The following is a 14,730-nucleotide window of genomic DNA, read 5'->3' on the forward strand; positions in this document are numbered from 1 at the left end:
GGCCGGGGAGCGCGACCTCGACCAGGACGGTGTCGCTGTCCCGCTCGCCGGAGTGGATCATGGCGAGACCGGAGAACGCCGGACCGTACTGAACGCCTCGCTGGTCCATGCGCTTGCGGGCGTCGGCACCGTCCTCGTGGCACGGGTGCGCGGTCAGTAGCGCAGAGAGGTCCCGGGCAGGCGGCCGCTCGTCTTCGGCAGCATGGAGGACGGCGGTGGCTTGCCGCGCCCGTTCGCCCTCCTGACTGGTCTCCACGGTGAAGTCGAGGACGCCGGGTGCCGACAGCGACGCGGTGGCGCCGACCGTGGTCTGCTCATCCAGCAACAGTGCCTGCTCGAAGCGAATGTCCCTGACCTCGGACGTCTCTCCCAGCACGGAACGTGCGGCCGCCAGCGCCATTTCGCAGTAGGCCGCGCCAGGAAGCACGGCCACGTCCCGGATGCGGTGATCGCTCAGCCAGGGCTGAGCGGCGATGCCGACCTCGGCCTGCCACACATGGCGCTCGGGGTCCTCCTGGAGACGCACATGCGCGCCCAACAGTGGATGTACCGAGATCGTGCAACCGCCGTGTGTCGCGGATTCCTGGCCGGTGCGGCTCAACAACAGGTGGCGGTGACTCCAGGTCGGCAGCGGTGCGTCCACCAGCCGTCCGTCCGGATAGAGCACGGAGAAGTCCACCGCGGCGCCCGCATCGTGCAGATCGGCCACCAGGCTGCGCAGCCCGTTCGGCATCGCTTGTTCGCGCCGCATCCCGGCCAGAGCGGTGAGCGGCATGTCGAGGCTGCGGGCCGTCTGCTCGACCGCGTACGTCAGCAGCGGGTGCGGCGCGAGTTCGGCGAAGACCCGGTACCCATCCTCCAAGGCGGCCTGCACCGCGGGAGCGAACCGCACCATGTGGCGCAGATTGTCCGCCCAGTAGAAGGCATCGCACACCGGCTTCTCGCGTGGGTCGTACATGGTCGCCGAGTAGAACGGAACCTCCGGTGTCATCGGCTGCAGCTCTGCGAGCACTTCGGTCAGCTCGTCGAGGATCGGATCGACCTGCGGGGAATGTGAGGCGACGTCGACGGCGATCTCGCGGGCCATCACGTCGCGCTGCTCCCAGACCGCGACCAGATCTCGCACCGTCTGGGTGGCTCCGCCGATCACCGTGGACTGCGGCGACGCCACCACCGCCACTACGGCGTCGTTGATACTGCGGTTCAGCAGTTCCGAGAGCACTTGCCGGGCAGGCAGTTCCACCGACGCCATGGCGCCGGCTCCGGCGATGCGGGACATCAGCCGCGACCGTCTGCAGATGAGGCGCACCCCGTCCTCCAGCGAAAGGGCTCCGGCGACGACGGCTGCCGCGGCCTCACCGAGGGAGTGCCCGATGACCGCGCCAGGGTGCACCCCGTAGGAGCGCATGGCGGCGGCCAGCGCGACCTGCATGGTGAACAGTGTCGGCTGAATCCGGTCGATGCCGCTGACGGTTCGAGGCGCGGTCATCGCCTCGGTCACCGAGAACCCGGCCTCGCGCTCGATCAGTGGCTCGGCCGCCGCGACCGTGGTGGCGAAGACGGGTTCGTTCGCCAGCAACTCGGCGCCCATCCCAGCCCACTGCGAACCCTGGCCCGAGAACACCCAGACCGGTCCCCGGTCGTCCTGCCCGACCGCGGGCTGATGGGGCGTGTCGCCGTCGGCGACCTCCCGCAAGGCGGTGGTCAGTTCCGCCAGGCTGCTCGCGATGACAGTGGTGCGGACGGGTCGGTGCGCGCGCCGGCGCGCCAGGGTGTAAGCCAGATCGGCCAAGGTCACGTCGTCGCGTGCTGCCACCCAGTCGGCCAGTCGACGAGCGGTCTTGCGCAGTTCGTCGGTCGAGCTGGACGACAGGGGAAACAGCAGTGGCGCAGTCGCCGACCCTTCGACTGGGACGCCCTCGTGGGTGGCTGCCGACGTGGTGAGCTGTTCTGGTGCCTGTTCCACGATGGCATGCACGTTGGTTCCCGAGAGCCCGTACGACGATGCCGCCGCCCGGCGCGGATGACGCCCGTTGGTTGGCCATGGCGTGAGCTCCTGCGGCACGAACAGTTTGGTGTCGATGCGGGCCAGCTCATCGGGCAGGCGGGTGAAGTGCAGGTTCCGGGGGACCACGCCGTGCTGCAAGGCCAGGACCGCCTTCATCAATCCCAGTGCTCCCGCGGCCGACTGGGCGTGTCCGAAGTTGGTCTTCAGCGTGGCCAGCGCGCAGGGGCTCTCGATGCCGTAGACGTTGGCCAGGCTGGCGTATTCGATCGGGTCACCGACCCGGGTGCCTGGCCCGTGCGCCTCGACCATGCCGATGCTGCTGGCGTCGACGCCAGCGGCGGCCAACGCCGCCTGGTACACCGCGGTCTGAGCCGTGACCGATGGGGTGGCGATGTTGACGGTGTGGCCGTCTTGGTTGGCTGCAGTGCCGCGGATCGCAGCGAGGATTCGGTCGCCGTCGCGTAACGCGTCGGGCAGACGCTTGAGCAACAACACGGCGCAACCTTCGGAGGAGACGAACCCGTCGGCCGCGACGTCGAACGCGTGACACTTTCCCGTGGGCGACAGCATGCCCTCTGCGGATCCTGCGACGAACTTCCGCGGATCCAGGATCACGGCGGCGCCACCGGCGAAGGCAAGATCGCTCTCACCGTCGATCAGGCTGTGACAAGCCAGATGCACCGCGGTCAGACCAGACGAACAGGCGGTGTCGACCGTCATCGCGGGACCATGCAGTCCCAGGGCGTAGGCAATGCGACCGGACGCCAGGCTGAAACTGCTGCCGGTAAAGCCGTACGGCGCCTCCACTGCGTCCGCGTCGGCGGCCAGCAGTTGGTAGTCGCCATGCGTCAGGCCCACGAACACGCCGGTCAGCGAGTCCGTTACCGACTTCGGAGTGAGGCCGGCATGCTCCATGGCCTCCCAGGAGGTCTCCAGCAGCAACCGGTGCTGCGGGTCGATCGCAGTGGCCTCGCGCTCGTTGATCCCGAAGAAGTCGGAATCGAACCCGGCGACGTCGTCGAGGAACCCACCCCACTTGGTCACCGATCGCCCAGGCACCCCCGGCTGGGGGTCGTAGTAGTCGTCGGCATCCCACCGGTCGGGCGGAACCTCGGTGACCAGGTCATCGCCGCGAAGCAAGGCCTCCCACAGCTGCTCGGGAGAATCGATGCCCCCTGGAAGCCGACAGGCCATGCCGATGACAGCGACCGCAGTGGCATCTGCGTGGTTCATGGCGGGCTCACCCGCGTGTACTCGGTCAGAACGTTCCATCCGACCGCCCCCCATCAAGCCGGTTGACTACTCAGACGCCCGTTCGGCCAGCCTGTCGCGCAGACTCCGCGTCCGGATATCGGTCCAGTGCTCTTCGATGTAATCCAGACATGCGGCGCGGTCGGCTTCTCCGTAGACCGCCCGCCAGCCGGCAGGAATGTCGGCGAAGGTGGGCCACAAGCTGTGTTGCTCCTCGTCATTGAGCAAAACGAGGAAGCTGCCGTCGTCGTCGTCGAACGGGTTGTTGCTCATCGGTTTCTCCCCCAAGTCTCCGAGATGCGTGGTACCGACCTGAACGTACTTCAGGACGACGACGGAAATCGGTGGTTTTGGTAAAATTGTCGTAACCGTCAGCATCAGTTCGGGTGAACCGGCCAAGGGATGTTCGTCTTCACCGGTCCCGCTGCGCTCGATCTTGATTGCCCGGGTGCAGTGCGGCTAGCAAGCCCCCCATCGATCGGAGGCGAGGGCACTCGCAAGCACTCCGCTCCCACCGTGTGATACCGCCTGCGCGGTGTGTCGAAATGGCGCCGGATTACGTGAAAGCCGTTGATATTCACTGCTTCCCACTCACCGCGGGCGATGGCGACGCGGTTCGCGACCGGCGCGGTGCATCCGGTCGGGTCCCGGCCGGATGCGAATCGGCCGACTTCGGCCCCTGGCTAACCTCTGGAAACACGAACCCAAGGAGTGGGTCAGTCGAAGCGATTCGCCGGCGCGGCCCTGACACGTCGGTACGGCAACTTTTGCTGCATTCGGAAGTACTCGTCGAACGCGGCATGGACGCGGCGGTACTCGACGAGACGGAGCCGCAACCGACCGCACTGCCATCGCGGTTGCCCCTCGAGGACACCCGACGACGACACCCTGAACGGCCGTGGGCCGCCTTCGAGAACCGTCGGCGAGCAACGATTCGGTGTCTAGCCCCGCTCGTCGGGAGATGGAGCAGTCCGGCCACACTGAAGCGTCCACTTTCCCGCGGTGACGGCGATAGTCTGCGGACATGTCACGGTCGTTCGACTTCTCGGTCGAATCCTCGGTGAGCGTCGAACAGATTCACGGCGCGTTCTCCGAGGAGGACTACTGGTTGGACCGGCTGGCCGCCTACGGCGGCAAGGGCACGCTCGACTCGTTCGACGCAGGCCCGGGTGGCGTCGTGCAACTCGTCGTCGTCCACGATCTGCGCAACGTCCTGCTGCCAAAACCGTTTGGAAGGCTCTATCCCCGCGATCTGGAGATCGTGCAGGACGAGACGTGGAGCTTGGTCCTCGGCGTCGGGATCCGTGGGGAGGTCCGCACCGAGGCGCGGGGGATACCTGGGTCGGGGGTGGGCACGGTGATGATGGCCCCTTCGGGCGACGGCTCGCGCCTGAAGTACTACGGCACCGTGAAGTTCAAGGTCCCGTTGGTCGGCGGCACGCTCGAAACCATCTTGAGTCGGCAGACGGTCGAAGAGACCCCCGAAATGCTGCGGTTCACGACGAAGTGGATCGAGGAGCACGCCTGACGTCGGACACCCGCCGATGGCGAGCTCAGATCATCGGATGGCCTCGCGAGCCGTCCGTCGGACGTGCGCCGCGATGCGCAGGTCTCGCATGCGTTCGAGGTGGCTGATCATCGAATCGCGGGCGCCCTCGGAATCGCCGTCCCGGACCGCCAGCATGATCTCTTGGTGTTCGTGGAAGCCGCGCTCGGTGTTGGCCGATGGCGAGCGGTCGGGGCGATAGTCGGTCAGCATGTCGTCGAGCTGGCCCAGCGACGAGGCCATCACGGAACTGTGGGCTGCGTCGCGCAGTGCCACGTGGAATTCGGCGTTCAGCCCGGCGTGCAGGGCGTGGTCGGCCTCGTCGCGGCGCAGCGCGAGGAGATGGTCGAGCCGTTCGACGTCGATCGTGCCGCGGCGCTGGGCAGCGAGGGACGCGGCCGCGGACTCCAGCGGGATGCGTGCCTCGTAGATGGCCTGGATCTCCTCGGCGGACCGCTCGCGCACCACGTAACCGCGCTCGGTGCGATCGATCAACCGGTCGTGGGCCAGCCGGGCGAGTGCCTCGCGCATGGGTGTGCGCGATACCCCGTAGAGCTGGCCTAGGGTGGTTTCCAGCAGCACGGTTCCCGGCTCGAACCGACCATTGAGCAGATCCTGCTTGACGCGCAGGTAGTGCGTGTCTGCCCGTGGCGTGCCGGTGAATACGTTGCCGCTCATGCGATTCCGTTGCCCCTCTCCGCAGGAGTCTGTCGAGTTGACCGTGTCGGAAGATAGCGTATACGCTCGTGTACGTGAAGCGATGGCTGCAGCAGGCCGCTCTTTCGAGCGGTTCTCGCGACGACGCCGCGCTGTGCCCGCGCCGCGTGTTCGCCGACGCCTCCCATCTGGTTCGCCGCCGCTACGTCGACCTGCTCCTGGTCAACAGCTGCCTCTGTAGTTGCTGAAACCGGCGCGAAACCGCCCCGCGGTGTCGGCGCTCCCCGGTGCCTCCGTGCCCTGATCAACTCGTGATTCATGGGACCGGTCGGCGCATCTCCCAAACAGCCCGTTCTGGGCGAAAGGTGAACCACGATGTCCGATGACCGTCGTATGCATTTGGGACTGACCATCTGGCCGACCGGCTTTCATCCCGCCGCCTGGCGCCTTCCAGGCTCCCACCCGGACGGCAACTCCAACCCTGCGATGCTGCGGAAGGCCGCCCAAACAGCCGAACGCGGCGTCTTCGACTTCTTCTTCATCGGTGATCGGCTGGTGGGTCTGACCCAGTCGCAGTTCGCCAACCCGAATGAGGTGCTCCGACCCGAGGCGTTGACGCTGGCGTCGCACATCGCGGCGATCACGACGCGAATCGGGCTGATCACCACCGTCAACACGACCTATTCCGATCCGTACAACGTCGCCCGCGCCACCGCGACCATCGACCACCTCAGCGGCGGTCGTGTCGGGCTCAACATCGTCACGGGAAAGAACGTCGAGGCGGCCCGCAACTTCGGTCGGGATCAGCACTGGGACAACGACCGCCGTTACGACTGGGCGGCTGAGTACATTCAGGTCCTCCAATTGCTGTGGGACAGTTGGGAAGACGACGCCCGGGTGGCCGATGCGGCGACCGGTCGGTTCGTCGACCCGGACCGGGTGCACCAGATCGGGTTCAAGGGCGAGTTCTTCTCCGTCGACGGCCCGCTGAACATCGAGCGCCCCGTACAGGGCCGGTTGCCGATCATCAACGCCGGGGCTTCGGAGAGGTCCAGGGAACTGGGCGCGCGGTTCTCCGATCTGCGCTTCACCAACTCCTCCACGCTCGGCCTGCAGGGCGCCCGCGACTATTACGCCGACCTCAAGTCCAGGTTGCCCGTACACGGGCGAACCTCTGCCGAGCAGCTCATCGTTCCTGGGGTGGCGGTGTACGTGGAAGACACCGATGCCGCTGCACGCGAACAATATTCGACGTTGCAGCACCTTCTGCAGACCGGGCCAGGGGGACGGGCGAAACTCTCAGAAGCATTGGGAGTCGACCTGTCGGCCCATCCCGACGGTGCCCGCATCGGCGACGTCGTCGATCTGAAGACGTTGCCGCCCAAGGCGCGCGACGTGCTCAGTGCGGCCACCGAGTTGTACGGCCACGACGACCTGACGCTGGCCGAAGTGACGGCCGCCCTGGTCCGGGGCGGAATGTTCAAGGAGGTCGTCGGCTCGCCCACCCGGGTCGCCGACGTCCTCGAAGAGTGGTTCACCACCGGTGCCGCCGACGGCTTCATGATCTTCCCGCCCCGGGTGCCCTACAACATCGAGCGGTTCGTCGACCTCGTCGTTCCGGAACTACAGCGACGCGGTCTGCATCGGCGCGAATACACCGGGACGACGCTGCGGGAGCACCTGGGCCTGATCCGTCCGGCGAGCCAGTTCGGCACCCCGGCGACCGCGGCGGTGCTGTCGTGACTGCGCCGGTGTTCGTGAGCGTCGATGCGGTGGCAGCCCGCCTGCGGGATGAGCCAAAAGGGCTGCGGCTGATCGAGGTTCGGCGTGACGCGGCCGAGGCCGGTCCAGATCAGCACCTGCCCGGTGCGGTGGTCGCCTCCCTGACCGCCGACCTGTCCCGCTCGGACGGTGAGCCGACGGAGGGCAAGCGCCCGCTGCCTCACGTCGACGTGCTGCAGGCGACGCTTCGCCGGTGGGGCATCGACGAAACCACCCGCGTGGTGGTCTACGACGACGGCAGCTTCGTCGCCGGGCGGGCGTGGTGGGTGCTGCGCTGGGCCGGTGTCGCCGAAGTCGCCATCCTGGACGGTGGTCTGCGCTCGTGGCTGGCCGCCGGTCACCCGGCGGGGCCGCTGGCGACGAACGTCGCCGAGGGCGACATCACCGTCACCGCAGGACATCTCGGCCAACTGGATGCCGAAGGGGCAGCGGCGCTGGCCATCGACGGCCGCCTCGTCGACTCCCGCGCCGCCGACGCCTTCGATGTCGGGCACATCCCCGGCGCACGCAACGTCAGCTCGCGCGACACGGTCACCGCCGATGGCACGCTGCACGATCCGGACACGCTGCGCGCGCTCTACCAAATCGACGGTCAGCACGAGGTCGTGCCTGGGCTGTACTGCGGCGGCGGCGTGGCCGCGGCACACGGGGTGGCGGTGCTGGCGCACCTGGGTATCTCGGCTCCGCTCTACGTCGGCTCCTTCTCGGCATGGAGCGCCGATCCCGCGCGGCCGGTGGCCGAAACGTCCGTCGGCACGGGACGTGTCACATGAGCCGACCGCTCAGCCGCGGGCTTCGCCCACCGGTGCCAGCCGCATCGCGGGCCGGGGATCAGGCGTCCGAGGACCTCTCCCGCCAAGACCGTCGGGATCAGCGCCGGCGCCGGCTGATCGTCATCGGCGGGCGCATCGCGATCGCCGTCCTCGTCGTCGCGGCGTGGCAGCTGTCGTCGGATCGGCTCGTCCGCTCGTTCTACGTGTCGTCCCCGTTGGCCATCGCGCAGCGGCTAGTGGACTTGGTGCGCACCGGTGAACTGTGGCCGCACCTGACCCAGACGCTCGTCGAGGTGGGCTTGGGGATGGCGATTGGCGTGCCGCTGGGGGCGGTGCTGGGCATTGCCCTTGGCTCGTCGGTCCTGCTCGGCGGATGGCTGCTGCCCTACATGATGGCGCTCTACAGCCTGCCGCGCGTGGTCCTGGCGCCGCTGTTCATCATCTGGTTCGGGGTTGGGCTGCTGTCGAAGGTGACGATGGTGGTGACGATGGTGCTCTTCGTGGTGTTCTACAACGTCTACCAGGGTGTCCAGCAGATCGACCGCGACTTGATCGACGTGGCCCGGTCCCTTCGGGCCAGCCGCGCTCAGACGATGCGCTGGATCGTCGTCCCTTCGCTGGTGCCGTGGCTCATCACGGGCCTGCGCCTGTCGATCGGCATCGCACTGATCGGCGCCGTGATCGCCGAATTAATCGCTGCCAGTGAGGGACTCGGCTACTACATCAAGTACTCGTCCAACCTGCTCGACGTCACCGGCGTGTTCGCCGGCCTGGCGGTCATCACCGTGGTGGCGATCCTGCTCGACCAACTCTTGAAGGCACTGGAACGCCGAGTCGTTCCGAGCTGACCCACCGACCTCATCACCCCATTCGTCAGGAGGCGACCACATGCCCCGACACGTCCTGAAGGCCATCGCCGGCACCGTGGTGATGATCGCACTCGCGTCCACGGGATGCTCCAGTCAGTCCCACGACGACACCATCAAGGTCGGAATCGTCTGCGGTGGAATCAGTTTGGCAGCACTGGCGATCGACGAGGGTCAGCTTGGCGGCACCAAGGCCGAACAGGTGTGCTTCGACAGTGGGTCGGATGCGGTGGCGGCCCTCAGCGGCGGGAGCATCGACGCATTCGTCGGGGCGGGGGAGCACATCATCCGCAACCGCATCAAGGACCTCGACGTCAAGGGGTACGCGGTGACCAGCGAGGTCCCGCCCTACTCTCTGGTCACGGCATCGTCGTCGGGGATCCAGCGGGTGGCCGACCTGGCAGGCAAGTCCGTGGCCGTCACCGCCCCTGGCAGCCTTTCCGACACCGAGTTACAGCGGGCAGCCGCCGAAGCCGGCGTCGACTACAAGGGCCTGCGCGTGGTCGGCAGCGGCACCGGTGCGACCATGCAGGCCATCATCGAGAAGGGCGGCGCAGCGGCAGGGATGGTATCGGACCCGCTGCTGACGACGATGGTGCAGTCCGGGAACTTCCGGGTCGTGTGGAAGCCCGAATTCCGTTACGTCGCACTGACGGTGATCGCCAAGGAATCCTGGGTGCAGCAGAACCGAAACACTTTGGCAGCCTTCGTGAAGGGCATCCGGGCGACCCAGGAACGTGGAAGCGCCGATCTCGCCTCGAGTGTGGAGGCCGCCAAGAAGCAGGCTCCTGGGCTGAGCCAGGAGATCCTTCAGGCGGTTCTGCGGACCACGCTGCAGCAGGCGCCGCCGGGACTGGTGCCCGACGCCGCCGTGTACCAGGACACCGTCGACGTTCTGCAGCAGGTCGGACAGGTCAAACCCGGCACCGCCCCGTCCTTCACCGACGCCTTCGACTTCAGCCTGCTGAGTTCACAGTGACCGCGGTCGACTTCGACGGTGTCAGCCTGGCCTACCGCACCCGAGGCGGACGGCGCCTCGCCCTGGACGACGTCAACCTCTCGGTGGGCTCTGGCCAGTTCGTCGCTCTGGTAGGGCCCAGCGGCTGCGGAAAGTCGACGCTGCTGAAGGTGGCCGCGGGCCTGGTGACACCGACCAGCGGGCAGGTGCGTCTCGACAGCCAGGCCGTCACCGCGCCGCCGGTCGGGGTGGGGATGCTGTTTCAGAACGATGCGCTGCTGCCATGGCGAACGGCGCGCGAGAACGTCCGACTGCCGCTGCAGGTCGCAGGCCGGCCGCGCGGCGAACAGGATCGGCGTATCACCGCGTTGCTCGAACAGGTGGGGTTGGCCGACTTCGCCGACTATCCGCCAAGCCAGCTGTCCGGCGGGATGCGCAAACGGGTGGCGCTGGCGCGAACGCTGGCGTCGGATCCGACCGTGTTCCTCATGGACGAACCGTTCGGGCCGCTCGACGCGCTGACGCGCCGCGAGATCGGTGCGGACTTCCTGCGCCTGTGGGAACAGCTGCGCACCACGGTGCTCTTCGTGACGCACGACGTCGACGAAGCGCTGCTGCTGGCCGACCGGGTGGTGGTGATGACACCTGGACCAGGTCGGATCCTCGAGGAGTTCACCGTCTCACTGGACCGGCCGCGTGATCCTCGCGAGCTGCGGTTCACCGCGGAGTATCACGATCTCTACGACGCCGTGTCCGATACCCTCGGCGTCGCGTAGGGCGGTTCTGCGCTATCCGTCGGGTCGGTCCTCGAGGAGCACGCCGCGCATGTGGAAGTTGCCTGGGTGGTAGTAGTTCTCGGAGAAGTTCAGGTAGTTGCCGTCGATGTCGTATGCCCAACGGTGTTCGCGCAGAAGGGGAGAACCCTCGGGGATCTCCAGCAGCTCTGCCTCGTGCGGGGTTGCCAGCCAGGCACTGACCTCGTACTCGACGCGGCGAGTGTGATGTCCGCGGCCGCGCAAGATGGCGTCGAGGCTGTCGTCGACGAGTCGATCTGCCTCGAAGTCGGCGATCGCGCGCGGGAGGTGGTTGCCGAGCACTGCGAGCGGTATGGACCCGGCTAGGCGGAGCCGGTCGAGAGCGACGAGATCGGTCCCGATGGGGAACCCCGTGCGGCGGGATAGATCACTGTCGGCGGTGACGACAACCATCGAAACGACGCGCGTCGAGGGGTCGCGATGCGCCGATTTGAGGTCGAAGTAGAGGCTCGGGCTCGTCAGCGACGAGTAGTCGAGCGTCGGCGCCTTGCTGATCCGCGTCCCGATGCCCGGCTGCCGACGCAGGATGCCCTTGTCGATCAGCTGTCCCGCGGCGCGTCGCAGAGTGGTGCGAGCGACGTCGAACCCGTCACATAGCTCCGGTTCCGGTGGCAGGAACTGGCCGGGCAGGATGACCTTTCGTCGCAGCGCGTCCTCGACCTGTTGGACGATCTGCGAATACAGCGGAATCCCACTGGCGTGGACGACGGGACGGAAACACCGAGCGAAGTCGATTCGGTCCTCGGCCATGCTCTTTTCCTCCGCAGGTCACTCATCGGTGTCTCCGTACGCCCCGGCAGGGCGCTGGCTGGCTCGAATCGGTTACCCGTGCGAGCTCCGCCAGAAATCGTCCCACGCGGACTTGCTGCGGTAATCGCTGACGAGGTCGGTATTGGGCAGCGGCGCCATCTGGCCCAAGAAGTCCTTGACCTGGGATGGGTCGTTCGGGGCGGCGACTTGCGAACTCGTGGAGGGCTTGCCGTCGGCGAGCTGGAGGGCAAAGCCCTCATCGGTGAGCATGTAGTGGATGTACAGCTTGGCCGTATTGGGGCTCTTCGTCTTTGCCGCGTACGCGATCGCCGACGGGAATGCCTGCAGCGCCCAGGGTTTCATGCCGTCGCAGAGGGCCAGGTGGTACCCCTTCTGGGCGACGTTGCGGAACTTGGCCATGGAGATGGGGCCGAAGCTGGGCTCCTTCTGACCCGGTGCGCCGACAGCTTCGGAAACCTCCTCGTCGGTCTGGGTGAGCTTGGGGTGGTTCTGCGCAAAGCGTTTGAGCCACTCGTGAGCGGCATCGGGCTGGTCGGTGGTGAGGTCCGTGCCGTACTGCTCCTTGTAGGCGGCCCGCAGCGCGGGGTCGTCGTTGAGCGCCATCGAGTTGAACCAGTACGGGTACTTGGGATTGCTGAGCGGGTCGGCGATCGCGACGCGACCGTCGAACTGCTTGTCGGTGAGTTGCCAGATGTTTGTTACGGGACATTTCGAGTAGGCCTGATCGTTGTACGTCCATCCCATCGGTCCGTAGTGGACGGTGAGGGGATACTGATCCTGGGGTTTGATCGAGCCCTTCATGTCTCCCGGCACCCAATTGACGAGGACGCCCTGATCGAGCAGTTCGACGGCGTAGGTCGGCAGGTCCTCGTTGACCACGACATCGCCGATCACGTTGCCGGATTGGTTCTCGCGCAGCACCTTCTCGATGGCGCCCAGCTCGACCTTCACTCCCGTCGCCTTGAGGCCGTACTTCGCGGCGAAGGCCTTGGCGGTGTCGACGACCTTGCCAGTCTGGTCGTAGACGGTGATACCGGGCTCGTTGCGCGCGGCGGCGATGAGTGCGTCGAGATCGAAGCCCTGCGGATCTTCGTCAGGCTGAGTGGACTTCTGCGTCAACGGGGGTGACGCTGCGTCGGCGCCCCCGGTGGGGTTGGGCGGGGCGCAGGCCGAGACGGCGATGGCAAGTGCAGCGCCGGTGATCGCAGCGCGGCGCAGGCGGGAACTGTTCCTATGCATGGCTTCTCCTTCATTGGATGGGTTCGTTCGAGGGGTCCTGGCCGGAGCGCAGCCGTGACCCTTCCTGCATGGTGCGGCTGATGATGGGGAAGTCGGCGTCAGCGACGTGGGCGTAGTAGTCGGAGGCGAGGAAGTCACCGTGCGCAGGTTGCTCATCGCCATTGATGTAGGCGCGGTATCTGCCGCCGGCCAGCTTGAGTAGGAAGCTGCCTGCGGCGACGTCCCATGGATTGGTGCCGAAATTGAACGTGGCGTCGGCCCAGCCCGCGGCGACGTGAGCCAGGCAGAGTGCGCCGCTGCTGGTGTTACGCACCGCCGAGAAGCTCTTCACGAGAGCGCCATAGCGCCGCAGGCTGAAGTCCTCGGCGACGGCGAGGTCCGCCGGCATTGGGTAGTGTGCGAGCACGGTGGCCTGGTCGCACGAGGTGAACCCGCGGGCGTGGATCGGTTCGCCGTTGAGTCGGGCACCGGTGTCGTCTGCGGTGAAGGTGTTGCCCCCGACGGGGTCGTAGATGACGCCGGCGATCACCTCCCCGTCGACGACTGCGGCGATCGAGACGCACCAGAATGCGATTCCGCGGGCGAAGTTGGACGTGCCGTCGATGGGATCGACGTACCAGGTCGGGCTGCCGTCGCCTCGGGGGCCATCCTCCTCTCCGATGACCGTCGAACCGGGGAAGTCGTATTCGATGATTTCTCGGATGCGCGCCTCGGCCGCCCGGTCGAACTTGGTGACGACGTCATGGAAGTCGGCCTTGAGGTCGATGTTCATGTCTTGCCGAAAGCCGTTGACTAGCAACGGTCCGACGTCGAGCGCGGCGCGGCGTGCGGTGGCGCAGCAACGGGTGGACAGCGACGGCACGGGTGTGCTCCTCATCGACTTCGTACGGGCACTGGCGGCACGCCGGCCGTCCGGCAGGGTGGACTTCAACATGGCAAGCAGCTCGTCGGGGTGGTCGACGACGACGTCGGGTAGAGGTCCGTTGTCGTGTTCGGGCTCGGTGCGGCGGGATCGCATGAGGATCGTGCAGGCTACCCGAGCTCGTCGACCGCACGTGACGTCACGTCGGTAGGTGTCACCCACGTACCAGGTCTCCGCCAGGGTCGACCCGGCGCTCTGGACACCGTGCATCAGCAAGCGGGGGTCGGGTTTGCGAATGCCCACCTCGTCGCTGAACGACGAGTTGGCGAAACATCCAGCTAGACCTTCCCGTTCGAGGACCGTGCGGTAGGCGACTCCGGAGATCGTGTTGCTCACGACGCAGACGGCGATGCCCGCGGAACGACAATGCTCGAGGAGCTGGGGGATCCCTGGGCGAAGCACACGTGTCTCCCAGGCCAGACACAGCTGGGCGGTCAACCTGGACCGGTGCCGGGCGACGTGGTCGAGGAGTGCGATGCCCCAACGAGGTTGGGACAACAGCGACCACAGCGCATCTTGGCTGAGCTCGGCGCCCGTGCGGTCGCGGTCCTTCCAGACGTCGTGTTTCTCTCGACCGTTCCGAAGGTCGGCCGCCACCTCCTCGATCGCTGGTAAGGACGTCTCGGGTCGCAGGGCGCGCCTGGCGTCTGCGATCAGCTCAGCGGCAAAGTTCGGCGCCCAGTCGGTGGGGGTCGGGAAGGTCTCCACCAGGACCCCGCCGACGTCGAGTGCGAGCAGCCGGGGTGTTGCCAAGGCCTCAGGTAGCGTCGACACGATCACCTTCGCTGCTGAACACGTGAACATCGTTGGGGGCGACCCGCATTCGTACATCGTCACCCGGCTCACAGGAGGGGGTTACCGATGTGGTCCCGAAGAGGTGGCGTCCGTCGGAGACGATCTCGATCGTCCAGCTGCCGCCGGTCGCGAGGACGGCAAACACGGTCCCGTCGATGGTCAGTCCCTCTTGAGCGGATTGCTCGCCGCGAGGTTCTATTCGAATGGACTCCGGACGGAACCCCACCGAACCGGGGACGGTCGCAGTGCCATGGGTCCTGGCCCTGGCGAAGTCGTAGGCAGCCGCCACGTGCGGTGCGGGCTCCGCGTCGACGAGTTCGACGATGTTGATGGGCGGGTTGCCGAGG

14 protein-coding genes are annotated in these 14,730 nt (G+C 66.9%); 7 read left to right on the plus strand and 7 right to left on the minus strand.

Annotated elements, in window-relative coordinates; genetic code table 11:
• Together ACRDUX_RS33090 and ACRDUX_RS33095 are read right to left on the minus strand one after the other, a co-directional pair.
• A partial coding sequence (locus ACRDUX_RS33090) for an acyltransferase domain-containing protein (protein WP_526420450.1) occupies window positions 1-3,241 on the minus strand: 3,241 nt, incomplete at its 3' end.
• A 66-nt stretch (window positions 3,242-3,307) separates the two neighbouring features.
• Window positions 3,308-3,532 carry an MbtH family protein gene (locus tag ACRDUX_RS33095; protein ID WP_526420476.1) on the minus strand — a complete coding sequence of 75 codons (225 nt, stop codon included), beginning with the start codon at window positions 3,530-3,532 and terminating at the stop codon, window positions 3,308-3,310.
• A gap of 751 nt (window positions 3,533-4,283) precedes the next feature.
• On the opposite strand from ACRDUX_RS33095, the gene ACRDUX_RS33100 reads away from it, so the two are divergent.
• Window positions 4,284-4,787 (plus strand): DUF2505 family protein, encoded by a 504-nt coding sequence (locus ACRDUX_RS33100; protein ID WP_526420452.1) that lies wholly within the window; start codon window positions 4,284-4,286, stop codon window positions 4,785-4,787.
• A 30-nt stretch (window positions 4,788-4,817) separates the two neighbouring features.
• Here the strand turns inward: ACRDUX_RS33100 and ACRDUX_RS33105 are convergent, their stop codons facing one another.
• Complete coding sequence (locus ACRDUX_RS33105; protein ID WP_526420454.1) at window positions 4,818-5,483, minus strand: GntR family transcriptional regulator; 666 nt, start codon at window positions 5,481-5,483, stop codon at window positions 4,818-4,820.
• 74 nt (window positions 5,484-5,557) lie between these two features.
• On the opposite strand from ACRDUX_RS33105, the gene ACRDUX_RS33110 reads away from it, so the two are divergent.
• The 6 genes from ACRDUX_RS33110 to ACRDUX_RS33135 all read left to right on the plus strand — a co-directional run bounded on the left by ACRDUX_RS33110 (window position 5,558) and on the right by ACRDUX_RS33135 (window position 10,617).
• The gene (locus ACRDUX_RS33110) at window positions 5,558-5,710 is read left to right on the plus strand and encodes a hypothetical protein (RefSeq protein WP_526420456.1); all 153 of its coding nucleotides are present in this window, start codon (window positions 5,558-5,560) and stop codon (window positions 5,708-5,710) included.
• A 127-nt stretch (window positions 5,711-5,837) separates the two neighbouring features.
• Window positions 5,838-7,205 (plus strand): NtaA/DmoA family FMN-dependent monooxygenase, encoded by a 1,368-nt coding sequence (locus ACRDUX_RS33115; protein ID WP_526420458.1) that lies wholly within the window; start codon window positions 5,838-5,840, stop codon window positions 7,203-7,205.
• On the plus strand, window positions 7,202-8,017 hold the full coding sequence (locus ACRDUX_RS33120; protein ID WP_526420460.1) for a sulfurtransferase: 816 nt from the start codon (window positions 7,202-7,204) through the stop codon (window positions 8,015-8,017). Before ACRDUX_RS33115 ends, ACRDUX_RS33120 begins: the two co-directional genes overlap by 4 nt.
• Window positions 8,014-8,865, plus strand: coding sequence for an ABC transporter permease (locus ACRDUX_RS33125; RefSeq protein WP_526420462.1), 852 nt, complete (start codon window positions 8,014-8,016; stop codon window positions 8,863-8,865). Before ACRDUX_RS33120 ends, ACRDUX_RS33125 begins: the two co-directional genes overlap by 4 nt.
• Window positions 8,866-8,905: 40 nt before the next feature.
• On the plus strand, window positions 8,906-9,862 hold the full coding sequence (locus tag ACRDUX_RS33130; RefSeq protein ID WP_526420464.1) for an ABC transporter substrate-binding protein: 957 nt from the start codon (window positions 8,906-8,908) through the stop codon (window positions 9,860-9,862).
• A complete protein-coding gene (locus ACRDUX_RS33135) occupies window positions 9,859-10,617 on the plus strand; it encodes an ABC transporter ATP-binding protein (protein ID WP_526420466.1) in 759 nt (252 codons plus the stop codon). The genes ACRDUX_RS33130 and ACRDUX_RS33135 overlap by 4 nt, the downstream gene beginning before the upstream one ends.
• Before the next feature lie 12 nt (window positions 10,618-10,629).
• Here the strand turns inward: ACRDUX_RS33135 and ACRDUX_RS33140 are convergent, their stop codons facing one another.
• From ACRDUX_RS33140 to ACRDUX_RS33155, 4 genes are all read right to left on the minus strand, one after another.
• Complete coding sequence (locus ACRDUX_RS33140; RefSeq protein ID WP_526420468.1) at window positions 10,630-11,406, minus strand: GntR family transcriptional regulator; 777 nt, start codon at window positions 11,404-11,406, stop codon at window positions 10,630-10,632.
• A 72-nt stretch (window positions 11,407-11,478) separates the two neighbouring features.
• Window positions 11,479-12,666, minus strand: a complete 1,188-nt coding sequence (locus ACRDUX_RS33145; RefSeq protein WP_526420470.1) for a substrate-binding domain-containing protein — start codon at window positions 12,664-12,666, stop codon at window positions 11,479-11,481.
• 10 nt (window positions 12,667-12,676) lie between these two features.
• A complete protein-coding gene (locus ACRDUX_RS33150) occupies window positions 12,677-14,362 on the minus strand; it encodes an inositol monophosphatase family protein (RefSeq protein ID WP_526420472.1) in 1,686 nt (561 codons plus the stop codon).
• Window positions 14,346-14,730 (minus strand): TOBE domain-containing protein (locus ACRDUX_RS33155; protein WP_526420474.1); only part of this gene is annotated, 385 nt, incomplete at its 5' end. The genes ACRDUX_RS33155 and ACRDUX_RS33150, both read right to left, overlap by 17 nt.

Source organism: Mycobacterium sp. (assembly GCF_050701675.1).
Classification (GTDB): Bacteria; Actinomycetota; Actinomycetes; order Mycobacteriales; family Mycobacteriaceae; genus Mycobacterium.